This window comes from Roseibium sp. (assembly GCF_048260565.1).
Classification (GTDB): domain Bacteria; phylum Pseudomonadota; class Alphaproteobacteria; order Rhizobiales; family Stappiaceae; genus Roseibium.
In genome coordinates, this window is the sequence record NZ_JBLXGP010000019.1 from 35,682 (window position 1) to 52,742 (window position 17,061).

Sequence of the window (17,061 nt, forward strand, 5' to 3'; positions counted from 1 at the left end):
ATAGGATTCTTTCAGGTCATATGGCTAAGAATATAGAAGAAGTTAGGCAATTGGACCGATATGATCGGCAAATCCTTGATATTCTTTCATCGGATGGGCGGCTGCCGGTTACGGACCTGGCGCGCCGCGTCGGCCTGTCGAAAACCCCCTGCCAGACGCGGCTGAAGCGGTTGCAGGACGAAGGCTATATTCAGGGATTTCGGGCGGTGCTCAATCCGCAGAAGCTCGGCAAGGAGCATGTCGCCTTCACCGAGGTGACCCTGTCGGATACGCGGGAAGCGGCGCTAAAGGCCTTCAACGCCGCGGTCCAGAAAATTCCGGAGATCGAACAGTGCCACATGATCGCCGGCTCCTTCGACTATCTCCTGAAGGTCCGCACCGCGAACATGCAGAGCTATCGCAAGATCCTGGGCGAAACGATCACCGCCCTGCCGCACGTCTCCAACACATCGACCTATGTGACCATGGAAGCGGTCAAGGATTTGGCTTTTTGATCATCCAGGCGGATCAACGGACGCGCCTTGCGATATCGGCCCGGGCCGAAACCCCGAAACCCCGGCATAGCGATCAAAAGTCCGACAGCGCTTCCGGCATCCAGTGGCTGGACTTGCGGTCGGCCTTGAAGAAGCAGCGGCCGTATTTTGCCAGGACCTCCTGATCGATCTCGAAACCGAGACCCGGTGTTTCAGGCATCACGTACCAGCCGTTTTCGTGCAGGAACGGCTGGGTGAAGATCAGGTCGCGGCCTTCGGGAATCCAGCCGGGGGGCGAGACCGGATATTCAAAAAGCGCCTCGCCGGCAAAGCCGCTGGCGGCAAAGACATGGGCATTGACGATGAAGCCGAAGCCGTTCGACCAGCAATGGGGCGTGAACTTCACCCCCTGTTCGCGGCAAAGCGCGGCGACCTTGAGGCTCTGGGCGACCCCGCCGGCCCACATGGCGTCCGGCTGATAAATATTGTAGCAGCCCATCTTCAGCATCCGGGCAAGTTCCCGGTAGCCCATCACGTGCAGCTCGCCACCGGCGACGGGCACGCGGGAATGGGTCGTCAGCCGGGCGATTTCCTCATGCCATTCGCCGAACAGCGGTTCCTCCACCCAGGCAAGCCCGACATCCGCGGCCGCATCCACGAAGCATTTGGCGCGGTCCAGCGACCACAGCGGCGCATCGCCGTTCTGGGTCAGGCGGAAGGCCTGATTGCAGTCGACGGAGATCTTCATCCGTCCCTGCATATATGTGGCGATGTCGGATATGTGTTCGATATCAACCGCCTCGTCGAAGTCGTGGACACGGATTTTCATCGTGTCGAAGCCTTCGGCAAGCCGGGCCTCGGCTTCCTCGCGCCGGGCTCCGGGGTCGCGAAGTTCGCCGGAGGAGGCATAGAGCCTGATGCGGTCGTCGGTTCCGCCAAGCAGTTTGTAGAGCGGCAGGCCGGCGGTTTTCGCCTTGATGTCCCAGAAGGCAGGCTCCAGCCACCAGTTGAAATTGCCGCCCGCCGCCATGATCTGGATGCGCTCTGCCAGATTGTCGATATCGTTTGCGTCCTGACCGAGAAAGAGACCGGCCAGCAGGTCGCCGAGCCCGGCGCGCTCGCGCCCGGCAGCCGGAAAACCGCTCCACCCCTCGACACCGTCATCGGTGATGAACCGGACAATACACATGGAGACATGGGTCCTGATCGTGCCGGGTATCCAGGACGGCGCATGCGGTGCCGGCAGCGGCGTTTTCACGAGATAGAGTTCGACGCGGTCAAGCACTTGCATGGTCGATCCTTTGAAATGGGGCAGACGCCTGGAGGGCGTTCCGGACATCTCGGCCAAGGTCGGCCGATGCTCTAAGGAAAGCTATGAAGACAATGGACTGGCCGATATATCCAATTTGGCAAATTTAAGAGGCCAATTCCGATCCGGGGCGGGTAAGGCGTACTCTTGGATTTCTGATTTAAACGGTCGCGCGGCGTGTTGGCTTGCCGCTTGCCGTCATCGGACACCATTGCCCGGGTAGACCAACACCTTGTCGGTCATTAACAATCAAAGCGAACCACCCACGCGGGTCTGATCAGGCCCTTCCCTAAGGAACTCCGGTATGTCCTTGAAGGTTCTCTTCATTGGAGGCACAGGCGAACTGTCGCTTGCTTGCGTCCGCGAGGCGGTTGCGGCCGGGCACAGGGTGTCCGTCTTCAATCGGGGCCGCCATTGCGAAGACTTGCCCCCGGCTGTCGAGCTGATTGCGGGTGACCTGGAAAGTGGCGATGTCTACGACGAACTGGGGGAGCGCCATTTTGATGTGGTCTGCCAGTTTCTGGCGCTGGCACCCGAACAGATCAGACGCGACATGGCCCTTTTTGCGGGCAAGACTGCGCAATATATCTTCGTCTCCTCAGCCTGTGTGTATGATCGGCGGTCGGTAACATCCGCCCTGACCGAAGACGCAGTGCGCGCCAACGCGGTCTGGGACTATGCGCAAGGCAAGATTGCCTGCGAGGATTTGCTAATGGCGCAAACAGGGCTGGATTTTACCATTGTCCGTCCTGCCCATACGCTCAGAACACGCCTGCCCACGATGATGTTTGAAGGCGATGTGATCGGCCGGCGGATGGTGCAGAACCGCCCCGTGATTGTCGCCGGCGAAGGCAATGTCCCCTGGACATTGACGCGCGCGGTCGACTTCGCGGTGCCCTTTGTCCGGCTCTTGGGGTGCAAAGAGGCTTTGGGCAAAGCCGTGCACATCGCGTCAGATCAGGGGCACAGCTGGACCGATATCTACCGCGCGCTGGGGGATATGCTTGGTCACGAGGCGCATATCGTCCATATACCGGCCGAAACGCTTGCCCAGGTCCATCCCGCCTGGCGTGAGCCGCTTCTGGGCGACAAGATCTGGCCGACCACGTTCGACAACAGCGCTCTTCGGCGGATCGTTGGCGACGTTGAAATGGCAGGTGATCTGGATGTTATCCTGAATGAGCCCGTCCGCTGTTTCCACCAGCGTTCGCGCGGGCTTCAACGGCAGGATGAGCAGCTTGACCGTCTGATCGATCACATTATCGAAAGCAGCGGTTTTTGAAGCGCTGGCAACAGATCCTGAATTGCGGAAAAGCTTCGGAATTGGCCTTCGTTCATCTGGAAAGAGGTGCCTGCGTTTGTGGAACGGCTTCTTTTCCGGGCGCTGAGAAAGCATCAGGTCGCCGGCCTTGAAATGGGGCTGTCGCCGGGAGGGCGTTCCGGACATCTCGGCCAAGGTCGGCCGATGCTCTAAGGAAAGCTAAGAAGACAATGGACTGGTCGATATATCCAATTTGGCAAATTTAAGAGACCAATTCTGATCCGGGACAGTCCAGTCCCGCTCTGGATCGAGGAAGCCGGCGATGACATTTGGCTCATCAGCGCCATGAGCTATGCTCTGGGATACATCGACCTGGAGCAGAGAATACGACCGCCAATCGACAACCCGTTCAGCACGAGGGTGTAACCCATGCCTCCGAGATGAAGTCATTTCGCAGGATGATCGCCATGTGCGACCAGGAAGAGGCAACCGCAGGCGATGTTGGCTGGGCCGCAAGCGGATCGATCGATAGGAGTTTCCATGCCTTAGCGGAACCTTCAATGAGTGCAGCGTGCGCTCATTGAAATATTATTAATACATTTATCGCACAAATATTAATTCTGAACAAAATAAGTATTTCTCCCAATATTTAGGAGAAAAACCCAAAGTTGCACAGGGTGACAATGCCCGAAAATGGACAAAGGCCGAGCTGCCCGCTTCTTGGAGTCTCGAAAGCCGGGCAAAAAACCGGGACCGATGCTTTAGCCGCGAAGCTTGATTGCGGTCGAATCATGCAGGTGGCCTTTGCCTCGGCGCCGAGTAATATCGGCGTCTTCGATTGCGAAGGCCGCGTCCTCCTGGCGAACCCCGCACTGCAATCCTATTTCGGCACGGATTTTGAGGAAATCTACGGCAAGGTCGTCGGCGATATTTCCCATCACGCCGACTTTTCCAGTCTCCAGGCCTCCATCCAGGAAACCGCGGCTAAAGCCCGGCCAACAGCCCTGGAAATCCCGCTCGAAGACGCCGATGGCAAGGCTGAGGTCCATATCATCAACCTGGTACCTGCCCTAAGCAGCTCCGGGGAGACGATGTATGTGATTGGTTATGGCCGGAATATAGCCAATATCGAGCGATTGAAGGCCGCTGTCGCCGAAGCCGAGGATCAGTTGCACGCGGCAGTCCGGGTTCTGCCGGATATATTCTGGGTTAAGAATACCGAAGGTCGTTACCTGCTGTGTAATGAAGAATTCGATCGCTTTAACCGGATTGCGCGTAACAGCGCACTGGGTGGAAAGGCCTCTGACCTTTCTGAGGGCGAAATCTATGAAATCCACCGGAAGACGGATGAGCAAGCCCTCACCTCAACCGAACCCGTTCGCTTCCAGCTGGAAATCCCGCAAGATGAGAACAACGAAACCCGGTTCTACGAAGTCCAGAAAATCGCCATCCGGGATAGTGCGGGCGAGGTCTCCGGGCTGCTGGGATTGGCTCGAAATATAACCAATCAGCGCAAACTCGAGAATGAATTGCGCACGCGGGAGCGGGAGTACCGCCTTCTGGCGGAGCATTTGCCCGACTGCCTGATCCGTTATGACGCCAGCGCGAAACCGGTTTATATGAACGCTGCTGTTCGCCATACCTTGAAAGAACGGCTCGGCCTCGATCCAGTCGCCTTGATGGAAGACAGACAGAAGCTACACGCGAACAAGGCTGTCTTCGCCGACCTGCGAAACGTCGTGTCGGAGGTTCTGGAATACGGCAAACCGCAACAAACGGAAATAATCCTCAAGTCTCCAAACGGGGATGAGATTGTCTTTGAATTACGGCTGTTTCCCGAGTTTGACGACAATGGCCAAACGACTTCGGTCGTCGGCGTCGGTCGCGATATCACCGAGACCAAAATCGCGGAACGTCAACTGAAATTGAACGAGCAGGAACTGCGCCGGCTTGCCTATACCGACCACCTCACGGGTTTGGCCAACCGGACAACATTCACGACAACTTTGACCGAACAGTTGGAAAGCACTATCGCGAAGGGAAAAAAGATAGCGCTGCTGACCTTGGATATCGATCGCCTGAAGACGATCAACGACACGCTTGGACATACCGCGGGCGACGAACTCCTGCAGGTCATGGCCTGGCGGCTGGAAGAGGTCGCCGCGTCCGCGGCCTGGATCGGAAGGCTCGGGGGGGACGAATTCGCGCTCATTCTGTCAGACCTGGATACCCCCGAATGTGCGGAGGCACTGGCCGAGCGGATAATCCAGGAAGCCAGCATGCCGATGGTATTGGGCGATAATACTATCAATGTTTCCATAAGCATCGGGATTACGATCGGGCCGGACGACAGTTCCTGCCCCTCGGCACTCTTCCGACATTCCGACATAGCGCTGTACGCGGCCAAGGCACTGGGTCGCGGCCGTTACTGCCGGTATGACGAGGACATGAGCCGAACGATCAACAAACGCTTTGAAATGGAAGCGATGATCAACGAAGGCCTGCGCTCGGATCAGTTCCTTGCCCATTTCCAGCCCAAAATCGATTTGGGGACCCTGGAACTGCACGGTGCGGAAGCGCTTTGCCGCTGGACCCACCCGGAAAAGGGGATGATCCCGCCGGCCGAGTTCATCACGATTGCCGAAGAGACCGGACAAATCATCGAGATTGGACGACGTATTCTGAAGCAGTCCTGCGAGGTCGCCGTCGAATGCAATCGAAGCAGAACCGATCCGTTTGTGATCGCTGTGAACGTGTCCGCCCGACAACTGCTATATGGCGGCTTCCTCGGCACTTTGGGCCGTTGCCTGGAGGAAACAGGCTGCAAAGCGTCCTGGCTGGAACTGGAAATTACGGAAAGCCTGCTTCTTATTGACGATGCAGCCATCATCGAAACCCTGAACAGTATCTCCCAACTCGGCATTACCGTTTCACTGGATGATTTCGGTACCGGGTATTCGTCACTGAGCTATCTCCAGAAGTTTCCCATTTCCGGGCTCAAGATCGATCAATCCTTCATTCGCGAACTCGAAAAAGGCGGCAAACAGGGAGTTCTTGTGCGCACGATTCTGACAATGGCGCAGAGCCTGGGATTGAAGACAGTGGCCGAGGGCATCGAGACCGCGGAAATCGCCGCATGGCTTACCGAACTCGGCTGCGACGAGGGCCAAGGCTACTTTTGGCATCGTCCAATGCCGGCTGAGAGCCTTTTCGAGCTGATAGCGGGTTTCCTCCCTCAGCCCTCATTGCTGAGTGCCGGATCAGACGGTTCGGCCTAGAGCGAGAGCGTGGTGCCAGTGCCCTCAAAGTTATCGCCCGAGGCTCTAAAACGAGCACAGACATCATGGTGCAATCGTCCACACGGACATCAGCCGGGGCGGTCAAAAGACGGTTTAACTTGAAGGCCGTGAACAGCGCTAAAGTGTAAACATGGACCATCAGGGGAGCATGTCGTTATCAAGTTTCTTGCGCATCAAGACGCGGAAGAATGAGAATATTACATATGCAGTTCCTGCTATCAGGGCGTATAGAGCTTTAGGAAGATATTTCGATTCGACTTCATAGTATTTAAAAATAAAAAATATTATCCAGAAAACGATTATTATTATGACGAAGTCTCCATAAAAGAACCAATAGTCGCCAAGTCTACGTTTTAACCTGGGTGTAGATTCTTCGTCCGTCATGCAGTGCCCCATTCACGGGAACAAGTCCAGGCGCCGGGCGGTGTCGGCCGACCTTTCATTTTGGACATCACCCTGCCTTTTGCTTCCCAATCAATTTCGATGAGCAGGATAGCACAGGCACTTTCCGGGTTTTAACCGAACCAGCGCTTGAGCCAGCGGCGGAAGCCGGAGGTTGCGGTCGTCACGTTCTCTTTGACCTTTGAATGGGTCTGTTCGGCATTCTCGCCCACGTCGTCGATGAAGTCGTCGATGCCATCCACGATCGGATCGACCCGCATGCGTTTGAAGACGGAGATCGCACGCACCGTGACAAACAGGATGGCGGCCACCACGATGAAGAACAGGATGTTGAACCAGGGGATGAGGAACACGTCAGGTCCTTCGACCTGGCTGATCGAGATGGCGTTCGGGAAAATCGTGAACAGCTTGATCCGCCAGCCGTAGTGGGTCACGGCCACCCAGACATCGCCCGGCTTCTTTGCCAGGTCCTGGGCCTGGGCGGTGATGTTGCTGCTGTCGAACTTGAAGTAGGGCGGCCAGCCCCAGTCGGTGTCCTCGTTCCGGTAGACGCGCGGTTTTCCGTCCGGCCAGACCGTGTTGATGAAGCGGACATCACGGGTCCAGTTGGAGTTGGTGCCTGCGTCCGGGGCCGCCCAGAACCAGGAGGACGAACCGATATCCATGCGCTTTACGTCAGTGCCTACGATGCGGACGATATCCCGGCTGGGCAGGGTGTAATGGGCAAAGGCGAGCACGATCAGAAGGAGCGGGATGCCGACAATCCACTTGATCACTTTCATCGGTCCTTCTCCTCATAGCTGTCCTGATCCCCGCCGCGCGGGAACCGGCCCCAAGGGCCGATGTTCGGGCCAAGTCCGAGGTCGACATAATCGGAGTCCATCGCAGGTTCCGGGCCGAACAGTTCCTCGCGGGTGCCGACCTTGTCGACCACGTATTCCTCGGCCAGGAACTTGGCGACATAGGTCCTCTTCTGGTCATGCCAGGTCTTGTAGGCGGCGTAGAACGCATCCTTGTGGCAGATGAAAAGCTGGCGGAAATCGAGCGGCGTCAGTTGGGCGAGCAGCATGTTCACCAGATCCCTGTCCGCATGGTTCTGGGCTCTGAGCAGATAGAAATAGGCCGGATCGGTGACCGGCACCGTCGGCAGCTTTCCGCCTGTCTTCAGGCTCAGCCAGACCTGCGTGAGCGCGTGATAAACGTCCGGCATCCGGTCATGATACTTGCGCTTCAGGTTTCGCAGGTCACGGCGCGAGACATGGGAGAGGTCTTCGCCTTCGTTCGCGGCCGTGTCTATGGCGATGAAGTCGAGTTTCTGCTTGATGATGCTAAGGCTGTTCGGAACCCACTTGTTCGTCAACGGTTCGACCAGTCCATTGACGGACAGGAAAGCGGCAACGGCCACGGGATCCGTCAGGCTGAAGGTTTCGTTGACCGGGAGGTCGTCCCCCGGCTTGTCTGCCCACACGGAAATACAGGCCGGCTGGCTGACGTCCTGGAAGACGTAGAGCCCGCCGAAATGACTGGTGTAGAAGTTCTTCTGGGTGAAGCTCTGGGGTGTGAGCTTGACCGGCGAGCGAACGATATCGCCGGTCTGGCGGGCCAGCTGGATCATCTCTGAGATCAGGACATCGTCCCACCAGGCATCTTCTTCTTCCATGAAGCGGTCGATCCTGCCCGCCAGCTCGTCACTTGCCTCGGCATGGCCGCCGAGTGTGTCTGCCTCGACGACGATATCGCGAATGTAGAACAGGTCTTTCGGTTTCTTCAGGACGAGAACCGAATTGACCAGCTCGCCGACGACCACGTCGCGGGCCGTCAGGGCAAACAGCTGCTCTTCGTTCCGGTCGATGTAGCCGCGGATGATCTTGCGGGAGGTCGAGAACCGCGCGTTCAGAAGAGGAGCGGTTTTCTGCTCCGGCGACAGCAGGATGAACTGGCGATTGCAACCGTTCGGATTGAGGTAATAGTCGTCGCCCAGCTCGTCGCCGATTTCCGGCGAGAACCCCGAAATGTCGATGTGGAACTCGCTCAGCCCGGTTCGACGGCTCGTGAGGTGTTCCATCGCGCGATTGTATCGCTCCACCATGGCCGGCGAGCGGACCTCATGGAGGTTGCCGTACATCAGGCCGTTTTTGACAAGCCTCATCATGGGCGGCTGGCTTCCATATACCGGCGCTTGGCTTCTTCCATCCGCCGCATTTCGCGAACGGCATTCTCGATGGCCACCTCGTCGGACTTGTCGGCATAGCGGAACTCGCTGTCCGCATAGCGGTTGATTTCCTGGATGACCATGTCCACCGTGATCGGCCGGGCAAGATCGGCGATCATGGCCTTCTTGGTGTCGTAGTCCTTGAACAGGAACAGGTCGGGGTTTTCCATCCACGCGTCGGGAAGCTCGAAGTCCATGGCCCGGACCTTGACGGCATCGGTGATGTTCTTGATGGCCCGCCCGGTAAACCGTTCGTCCGCTTCCTGGATGGCCTTCAGGTAGGTACCGAGCTTTGCGATCGTGTCGAGGTCGCCGATGTCCGCGCGCACCTTTTCGAATACCCTGATCAGGCCGTCTTCCTGGGGGCGGGAGTGCCTGTCATAGGAGGCCGCAACGGCCTTCTTGAGGGCCTGCGCCTCGAAGAGCTGGTGATCGCCGACCGGGATCGAATGGTTCTTGCCCATGAGCAGGTGAAGGATGTCGATATAGTCCTCGCGCGATTGCGGTCCGTCGACTAGAAAACGGGCGCCGGCGCGCTGGCGCAGGGCGTCGTCCACGTTCTCCGGATAGTTGGAGAACATGCCGAAGGTGCAGTTGCCGCGCACGACCGTGTTGGCGCCGGCGAAGCTCTCCATCAGAACGGCGGTGATTTCCAGCTGGCCCGCCGATGACTGACGGTCGCCGCGCTTGCCCGCCAACTGGTCGATATCGTCGATCGTGCCGAAGCCGATGACATTGGGATCGATGATGTTGCGGATGAAGGCCTTGGCGTTCTGCCCGGACTTGCCCTGATAGCTGTCGATGTTGTCCGTCGACAGGTTCTGGTAGCGGAAGGCGTAACCGGCGTTGTTGCAATACTCGCTGATCAGTCCCGCCATCATCTGGATCAGGGTCGTCTTGCCCGTTCCCGGCTTGCCGTCGCCCATGAAGGTGAAGATGAAGCCGCCAATCTCCGCGAACGGGTTCAGCTTGCGCTGGAAATCGTAGGCCATCAGCATCTTGGCCAGTTTCATGGCCTGATACTTGGCAATGTGGTTGCCGATCACTTCCTCAGGCTTCTTGAAGGCCATGGCGAGCGTCGTCGACTTCGCCCGCGCGGCAGGCGTGAAGCCGGTGATGTCGAAGTTGTCGGCCTCGACCCGGTAATGGGCCGCGTTGAATGCGTCGAGATGGGCCGCACTTTCCGCTCTGAGCGCGACCTTTTCCATGATCTGCTCGCAGGCGGAGCGGATCACGGCCACCAGTTCCGCGTCATTGGACACGCCGGCGGCAATTTCCTGTTCCAGTTCCCACAGGACGCCGTGAAGGGCGAGCTGGTCGTTGTCGATGAGAATTTCCTCGATCTCGCCGCTTTGCGCTTCGGTGTCCTGTGTTTCTCCGACAAGGTCGGCCAGAAGGAAATCGCTCATGTTGGCAAAGACATGAAGCACGATCAGGGCGGAGGCCTTCAGGAGGTCGTGGAACCGCGTCTTCTGTGCGGGATCCAGCATTCCGGCGAGGTTCTTGCGCTTGAGATCGGCAAGTCCGGACTGTTCGGCGAACTGGTCGGAGGCGACCTGTGCGACCGAAAGAGACCGGCGCAGCGCCCGCAGCACACTGGCCTGAACGGGTGTGGTCAGGACATCGTCATCGCTCTCGAGAATGCGGTTCGCCAGCTGCACACCTTCCGGCCGTGCCGTGGAACGTGTGACCAGGCCCGGCGTTGTCGAGCGAAACCGCCGCCGGGTTCCAAGGCCGGGGGAGCGTTCCTCTACGCGGACCGGCTCGCTCTTGCGGGCGATGCGGGGCGTGTGGTCGAACCCTTCCAGCATGGCCTCGGCCTGCGCATATTTCGCGCGGATCCGGTCTTCCTTCAATTCCATGAGATCGGTGGAAAGTGTCACGGGTTGGAACCTACTTGTAACTGATAATCTTGCCGGAAGGGCTCACGGCGTATTTGCGGATGTCGGAGAACCCTGCCGGATTGCGCTCCGCCAGGATCTGATAGGGGCGTTGGGGCAGAATGATCGAGCGCTGCTGGTGGGTATGACCGGCGGCATCCTGCGGATTGTCCCCTTGCGCTGCAAACGGGTCCAACTGATAGACCTGCCGTTCCACGGTGCTGAAAAATCCGGCGGGTTCATGGGTGACGGAAGCGGAATGAAGCGTTTCCGTCGTCCAGGCAAGGGCCCAGTCCTCACCGGGCTTGCCGGACGCCTGGGCCAGAACCTCGCGCAGCGGGCCGGACTGCTGGGTGTAGGTATGGCTGTACATCGGCCCGACATAGAAACGTCTCAGCCGCTTCGGATGCAGGTCGTCGAAATCCCGGTCGAACCCGCCGGCAATCGTCACGAGCTTCAGCCCGGCGGATGATTGCGCCATCAGATGGCTTTGCGCCCGGGGCCAGCGACGGTGGTCGTGGGCCAGGGGACGGCTGCCGCTGTCTTCCACATCCATCACGTAGATCAGCGGGATGTTCTGCTGGCTGTCATAAACCGCCCAGTGAATGCGGTAGTTCCGCCGGCTGGGGTTGGTGCCGTCCGCCCAGACGATCCGCGGGTCATTCCGGGCCCAGAAAATCGGGCCGGTTGCAATCTGTTCGTAGTAGCGGCGCTGGGAGGCTGCGAACTGCAGGTTCAGCGGCACGGTCTGTTCGCGCAGGATATGGTTGACCATCGCCTGCTTGAGTTCCTTCATCGAAGGAAGGGACTTCATGTGGTTGGGAACCTGCATGGCGTCATTCGCCATTTGCAGGATTTCCTGAAAGATCGGGAACCCGCTTTCATGCAGGTCGATGGTCAGCTGGTCGGGCATCATGCCCGATACCCGGCTGGCCAGAAGATACTTGAAAGACAGGGCCGAAAACGTTCCGGCAAGGGCCGTCAGATACTCCTGCAGGATCGGGATTTCCGATTCCAGCGCGGTGTCTTCCGACACCACGCTGTCCGAGACCGCTCGCAGATGAGAAATGATGTGCTCGAACTTGGTGAAATAGCGCCGCGTTTCATGCGCTTCTTCCAGCTTGCGGTGGTCCAGGGTCAGGTCCAAGGCTTAACCCTCAAGCGCCATAGGCGTTCTTGTCGTGCTTTTCGACGATCTTCTCGAAACGGCGGGCAAAACGTTCGTCTGACTTTGCCTTTTCCTCCAGAACCTTCCGGGCAAAGACCATGTGGTCTTCATGGGCTTCCATCATGTCGGCCATGCGCTGGTTCGTGGCGGAGCCGATCGCGGCCATGGCAGACTGGGCTTCCTTGTCCGTTGCGACGCCGATCTCGTTGATCTTGTGCGCGACATCCTGCTGCTGGGCGGTCTTCAGCGACTTGACGAGGGCATCATAGAGAACGACGCGCTGCTTGGTGTCCGTCTGCAGCTTGTTGATCAGAACCATCTGGGTTGCGGCCTGGTTCTGCAGGCTGTCGACCCAGGTCTTGCCCTTTTCGATGTAGCGCTCAAGGGTCTGGCTTTCGGCGAGCTTGACCTGTTCTTCCTGGGCGAGGCGATTGTATTCCGCATTCTTCGCCGCCAGTTCGCTTTCCAGCTTGGTCCGGGCCGCGGCATCGGTTTCCATCGAAATCTTGTTTTCAAGGGCGATGATTTCCGGGTCCATCGCCACGAGCTGCTGCTTGATGTTTTCCAGGGTCGCCACGGCCTGTTCGCGCTGGGTCAGCGTGTCCGTAAGATTGCCTTCCACGCGCTTGCTGTGGTCGTTCAGCGTTGCAAGCTGTTCCTGCAGCAACTGGCCGATGACGTTCGACTTGGAAATCAGGTCCTGCAGCTTGTCGTCGATACTGGCGGCGCGCATGCGTTCCTGGCGAATGCTGTCGGAGCGGGCCTTCGAGAAGATGCCGATAAAGGATTCCCAGCCGGTCTTCGACCGCATGGCGTCGAAATCCTTGGAGAATTCGGCGGTGACATCGTCGAGCCCCATGATCAACTCGGCAATGTTCGCGCCCATCAGCTCCGTGTGAGCGTGCACATCCTCAAGGGTCGCATTCTCGATATCGACCGAGATATCCTGGCCTGTCTTGAGCTTGGTATGCGCCGCTTCGATCTTGCCGGTCAGCTCGTCAATCTTCTGCCGGGCAGCAGCAACGTCCTGCTTGGATTTTTCGATTTGCGCGTTGAAGTTGGTCATTGAGAGATCCTGAAAGTCCTTGAACCATGTAAAGAATACTTAGCGGCGATTTCTTGAATTACAACTGTTATGCAGCCTGCGCGCGGGATGTAAAGACCAGGTTGTCGGCTGGCGAAGATTGTCATTTTTGAGGGAGGACGCCACCCCGGTCCCATCGCGGGCGCGGGCCGGGATGTCCCGACAGAGATTTCCTGTCCCGACATCGAATTGGTCGTGTCGAAACGGGTATCGGGCGCCTACCGATGACGAACAGCCGGCCGAGGGGCGAGGCGGCCGTCTGCCGTCCATTTCAAGCGTTCAGTGAATCGTGCCCGCCCCAGGGTCCGGGTCGCAGAGCGTACCGGAGACATGAGGAACGCGTTGCGTTCTTTACAGGCGCGCGCAGGAAATGTTCGACAAGCCGGCGCGATCCGTGTGAGCGGCAGACGTTCAGACCGGCACGGTCACCGGGTCGTATTTGAGCAGTCCGCGATCGACCGCGGTTCTTCGGGGGATTCTCGGGTCTTGCAGCGCGCGTCCTTCTTCCAGGGACATCAATTGCACGCCGTTACCGCGCTCCTTTCGCGCGCCCTCGTAACGGACGAGGGCCTCTTTCACGCTCTGGGAGGCTGCGAAGGCGCGTGCCAGCAGCATCGCGTCCTCGATCGCGAGGCAGGCGCCCTGACCCAGGAAGGGGGTCATGGGGTGGGCCGCGTCGCCGAGCATTCCCACGCGGTCCGTCGTCCAGGTCGCCAGCGGCTCGCGGTCCCGCAGCCCCCATTTGAAAAGCCCGCCTTCGGGAATGTTCCCGATCATCTCAAGCAGGTGCGGGGCGAAGTCGGAATAGGCCTTCGCGAATTCGTCATTCGCCGCGGGGATCGCCCAGCCTTCTTCCTCCCAATCCGTCGCCTGCCCGCATCCGATGATGTTCATGATGCGGCCGCCACGCAACGGGTAGTGAAGGATGTATCTCTGCGGACCGGCATACATGCCCTGTCCGATCTCGTTGACCCGGTCCGGCACCACGTTCGCCGGGAGAAGAGCCCGGAAGGCAACCTGGCCGTTGAACGTCGTTGCAACGCCGGGGAAAAGGAGCGCGCGAATGGCCGAGGCGTTTCCGTCCGCGCCGATGAGCGCATCGCCGCTGTCTTCCGCTCCGTTCGCGAAGCGGACCGTGACGCTGGTTTCGGTCTCGTCGAGGTCGACGAAGTCATGTCCGGGGCGAAGGGCGTCCGCGTCGTTGGCGGCTACGGCGTTCATGAGGAGGGTGTGCAGATCCGCGCGGTGAACCTGAAGAGTGGCGAAGCCGTATTTTTCGCGGATGCCGGCATTCGGATGTTCCCGGAGTATCTCGCCGGTCTGGTAGTTGCAGGTGTACATGATCGGGACGCAACTTGAAATTCGCTCAAGCTCCTCGTCGACACCCAGATCATGGAGCGCGCGGCGCGCATTGGCGGTGACGATCAGGCCCGCTCCGACTTCGCGAATTTCCCGCGCGCGCTCGTAGACGGCGACCTTGAAGCCCCGGCGTTGAAGACCCAGAGCCGCGGCGAGCCCGCCGATTCCGGCGCCGATGACGATGATTTTCTTTGCGTACACGTCTTTCTCCACCAGATCGATGCAAGGGCCGATCAGGGCCAGTCGTTGGATCGCCGATACTATCATTGCGGAGACGGGTGTCTTTTCACCGGCTGCAAGGGTTTGCGCCCCAGTGCAATCGAAGGGCGGCCTTTGAAACGTTCGGCAAGACCCGTTTCCGTTTCGCGCCGTGGAACGAAGATCAGCCGGCCGCGTCGTCGCGGGAAAGGGTCTCGGAACGCGAGGCGCGCCGAACGGTTTCTGTCGGAGTTTCATGAAACCGTGCCCGGTAATCGCGGGAAAACTGGCTCGGGCTTTCATAGCCGCAATCCAGCGCAATCCCTGTGACTGGCATGGCTTTGTGCGCGGGTGCCTCGAGCAAAGCCTGGCGCGCGAGATTGAGGCGGACCTCTTTCAGATAGGCCATCGGCGTCGTGTTGCGGAACCTTCGAAACCCGAGATAGACGGACCTTGCACTCACGCCGGCCGCCCGGATCATGTCTTCGATGTCGATCTGTTCCCGGGCGTGTTCACGGATGAAGGTCTCGACCCGGCGAACATAGTATGGTGCGGCGGTTTGGGCGGGCACGGACAATTGTATGCCGCTGTGACTGTTCGGAATGGACTGAAGCAGAAGGTGCAGGAGAATTTGCTCGGCATGCTCCGCGCTCGGACCGGTCAGGAACGGTTTCGGCTCCTGCAGATCGTTGTAGATCATCATCATATGGTGCCAAAGGGTCGGCACGCGCTCCAGGTCGATCACCTGGATCGTGTCGAAGTCCAGGGGACGGGATCCCAAGGCGCCCATCGTCTGGGCGGCCAGGCGTTCGAGGGCGCGGCGGCTGAGCCGGAAGGCCATGAGCTGGGTCGGTCCACCCCAGTCCTTGCGCGTTATTGCGCGTGCCTCCTGCAGGACCAGCTGGGCACTTCGCCCCTCGACCCGTGTGGAGCGCTGTTGGTACAGGGCGGAGCCTTGCAAGAGGACCTGGACATAGATCAGGTCCGGGTCGGCGTTCATCTCGATCCGGTATCCGGCTTCGCTGTCGATGTTGACGAGGGTGACGCGGCTCTCGCCCAGGAGGCGTGCTTTCGAACTGTATCTGCGAAACCGCTCGTTTTGGGGAACCGATAGCTGGAAGAGCCCATTGCTCGATTTCTCGAGGTAATCCTGAGCGATGCGATAATCGCTGGTTATGAAGTGCGGTTTCGAAAACGGATTCCAGCCCGAGCGGCCGAAGCGCGCAAGATCGATGTCTTCCGATGCGGCCACGGCGGCTCCCTCCCATGTGTCGCACTTTTCCCGCACTATAGGATCGGTCCCGATGTGCGATCAACCGCGCGCTGAAGACCTGCGGTCGCCATGTCCCGAAAAGCTTGGGAAAGGAGGCGTCAGGGCTGCGGACCTGGACCGCCCTTGGCAGCGGGCAATGGAAATCGGGCGATCGGCATTGGCTGATGCTAAGGCGGCGTAAGAAGGGAGGGGGTGGAATTCAGCAGAGACATGAAAGCGTCCACGACAGGGGAGCGGTGATGGTTTCCCCGGGCGTAGATGTAGAATTCTCGCTCGATCCGGGTGCCGGTCACCTCTCGGAATTTCACCGAAAACTGGTCCTCGAAGATCCGTGCGTATTTCGGAGCGGCTGTGATGCCCATGCCGTTGCCGACAAAGGCAAGGGCGGTGGTCAGGTAGCGGACGCTGGTCATACGGGTCTTGGGGATGGGCAGGCTGGTCCAGATCGAGCGCTCGAGGTACAGCGTGAAATCGTCCGAATACTGGATCCAGTTCTCGCGGGTGAGCCGGTCCCAGGTGATCTCCCCGGCATTGGCGAGCCCGAGCGAGCGCGGCAAGACGACCTGGATCGGTTCCTTCCACAGAAGCTCCGACGAAATGCCTTCCGGTGTCGGGCGCTGTGGGCCGATCCCGATCTCCGCTTCGTTGTCGGTGATGGCGCTGACGATGCGATCGCCGGTCGTGTCCATGACCCGAAGGCTGACATCCGGATAAAGCTGGGTGAACTTGGCAATGACGGGCGGCAGCCAGGAGCAGGCCAGCATTTGCGGAACGGCGATGCGCAGCGTTCCGCGCTTCAGCGCCTTCAGGTCCGCCGCACCTTCGTAAACCTGTTGCAGGTCTTCCAGAATGCGCGCCGTGACGGGAAGCATGTGCTTTCCGACCTCCGTCAGCCGGGCGCTGCGCTGAACCCGGTCGAACAGGGCCATGCCGTATTCCGTTTCGAGCTGACGGATCAGCATGCTGACGGCCGACTGCGTCAGGCCCATGTTTTGCGCGGCCAGCGTAAAGCTTTGCGTTTTGGCGACTTCATGAAAGGCGCGGAGCTGTCGCAGTGTGACATTCATAAGGTTATCTGATGCAATTAGCAGAAAAATTCATTTGTCTGATATCATGTGCCGAAACAGAATGCACATAGGGAAA

Annotated in this window: 12 protein-coding genes; 3 read left to right on the forward strand and 9 right to left on the reverse strand. The window is 59.0% G+C overall.

Annotation, left to right across the window (positions count from 1 at the left end; genetic code table 11):
• Positions 1-20: 20 nt before the first annotated feature.
• A complete protein-coding gene (locus ACN0SO_RS25975) occupies positions 21-494 on the forward strand; it encodes an Lrp/AsnC ligand binding domain-containing protein (protein WP_417682609.1) in 474 nt (157 codons plus the stop codon).
• A 73-nt stretch (positions 495-567) separates the two neighbouring features.
• On the opposite strand, the gene ACN0SO_RS25980 is transcribed toward ACN0SO_RS25975, so the two are convergent.
• Entirely contained in the window at positions 568-1,764 is a 1,197-nt protein-coding gene (locus ACN0SO_RS25980; protein ID WP_417682611.1) for a mandelate racemase/muconate lactonizing enzyme family protein, read from the reverse strand.
• 322 nt (positions 1,765-2,086) lie between these two features.
• On the opposite strand from ACN0SO_RS25980, the gene ACN0SO_RS25985 reads away from it, so the two are divergent.
• Together ACN0SO_RS25985 and ACN0SO_RS25990 are read left to right on the forward strand one after the other, a co-directional pair.
• Positions 2,087-3,064, forward strand: coding sequence for an NAD(P)H-binding protein (locus tag ACN0SO_RS25985; protein ID WP_417682613.1), 978 nt, complete (start codon positions 2,087-2,089; stop codon positions 3,062-3,064).
• A gap of 662 nt (positions 3,065-3,726) precedes the next feature.
• Positions 3,727-6,321 (forward strand): EAL and GGDEF domain-containing protein, encoded by a 2,595-nt coding sequence (locus ACN0SO_RS25990; RefSeq protein WP_417682615.1) that lies wholly within the window; start codon positions 3,727-3,729, stop codon positions 6,319-6,321.
• A 536-nt stretch (positions 6,322-6,857) separates the two neighbouring features.
• Here ACN0SO_RS25990 and ACN0SO_RS25995 read toward each other — a convergent pair.
• From ACN0SO_RS25995 to ACN0SO_RS26030, 8 genes are all read right to left on the reverse strand, one after another.
• Positions 6,858-7,526 (reverse strand): DUF1523 family protein, encoded by a 669-nt coding sequence (locus ACN0SO_RS25995; protein WP_417682617.1) that lies wholly within the window; start codon positions 7,524-7,526, stop codon positions 6,858-6,860.
• Positions 7,523-8,896: a DUF6638 family protein gene (locus ACN0SO_RS26000; protein ID WP_417682619.1), complete on the reverse strand. Its 1,374-nt coding sequence runs from the start codon at positions 8,894-8,896 to the stop codon at positions 7,523-7,525. Before ACN0SO_RS26000 ends, ACN0SO_RS25995 begins: the two co-directional genes overlap by 4 nt.
• Positions 8,893-10,839 (reverse strand): ATP-binding protein, encoded by a 1,947-nt coding sequence (locus tag ACN0SO_RS26005; RefSeq protein ID WP_417682621.1) that lies wholly within the window; start codon positions 10,837-10,839, stop codon positions 8,893-8,895. Before ACN0SO_RS26005 ends, ACN0SO_RS26000 begins: the two co-directional genes overlap by 4 nt.
• A 10-nt stretch (positions 10,840-10,849) precedes the next feature.
• Positions 10,850-11,983, reverse strand: a complete 1,134-nt coding sequence (locus ACN0SO_RS26010) for a hypothetical protein (protein WP_417682623.1) — start codon at positions 11,981-11,983, stop codon at positions 10,850-10,852.
• Positions 11,984-11,993: 10 nt separating this feature from the next.
• Positions 11,994-13,070, reverse strand: coding sequence for a hypothetical protein (locus ACN0SO_RS26015; protein WP_417682624.1), 1,077 nt, complete (start codon positions 13,068-13,070; stop codon positions 11,994-11,996).
• A gap of 429 nt (positions 13,071-13,499) precedes the next feature.
• Positions 13,500-14,648, reverse strand: coding sequence for an FAD-dependent monooxygenase (locus tag ACN0SO_RS26020; RefSeq protein ID WP_417682625.1), 1,149 nt, complete (start codon positions 14,646-14,648; stop codon positions 13,500-13,502).
• Positions 14,649-14,829: 181 nt separating this feature from the next.
• Positions 14,830-15,897, reverse strand: coding sequence for an AraC family transcriptional regulator (locus tag ACN0SO_RS26025; protein WP_417682627.1), 1,068 nt, complete (start codon positions 15,895-15,897; stop codon positions 14,830-14,832).
• Between the two features lie 188 nt (positions 15,898-16,085).
• Positions 16,086-16,985 carry a LysR family transcriptional regulator gene (locus tag ACN0SO_RS26030; RefSeq protein ID WP_417682629.1) on the reverse strand — a complete coding sequence of 300 codons (900 nt, stop codon included), beginning with the start codon at positions 16,983-16,985 and terminating at the stop codon, positions 16,086-16,088.
• Positions 16,986-17,061 lie beyond the last annotated feature (76 nt).

Excerpts from the sequence above, each read along its gene's own strand:
- ACN0SO_RS25975 (WP_417682609.1), top strand. The coding sequence starts at position 21 with ATGGCTAAGAATATAGAAGAAGTTAGGCAATTGGACCGATATGATCGG.
- ACN0SO_RS25980 (WP_417682611.1), bottom strand. The coding sequence starts at position 1,764 with ATGCAAGTGCTTGACCGCGTCGAACTCTATCTCGTGAAAACGCCGCTG.
- ACN0SO_RS25985 (WP_417682613.1), top strand. The coding sequence starts at position 2,087 with ATGTCCTTGAAGGTTCTCTTCATTGGAGGCACAGGCGAACTGTCGCTT.
- ACN0SO_RS25990 (WP_417682615.1), top strand. The coding sequence starts at position 3,727 with ATGCCCGAAAATGGACAAAGGCCGAGCTGCCCGCTTCTTGGAGTCTCG.
- ACN0SO_RS25995 (WP_417682617.1), bottom strand. The coding sequence starts at position 7,526 with ATGAAAGTGATCAAGTGGATTGTCGGCATCCCGCTCCTTCTGATCGTG.
- ACN0SO_RS26000 (WP_417682619.1), bottom strand. The coding sequence starts at position 8,896 with ATGATGAGGCTTGTCAAAAACGGCCTGATGTACGGCAACCTCCATGAG.
- ACN0SO_RS26015 (WP_417682624.1), bottom strand. The coding sequence starts at position 13,070 with ATGACCAACTTCAACGCGCAAATCGAAAAATCCAAGCAGGACGTTGCT.
- ACN0SO_RS26030 (WP_417682629.1), bottom strand. The coding sequence starts at position 16,985 with ATGAATGTCACACTGCGACAGCTCCGCGCCTTTCATGAAGTCGCCAAA.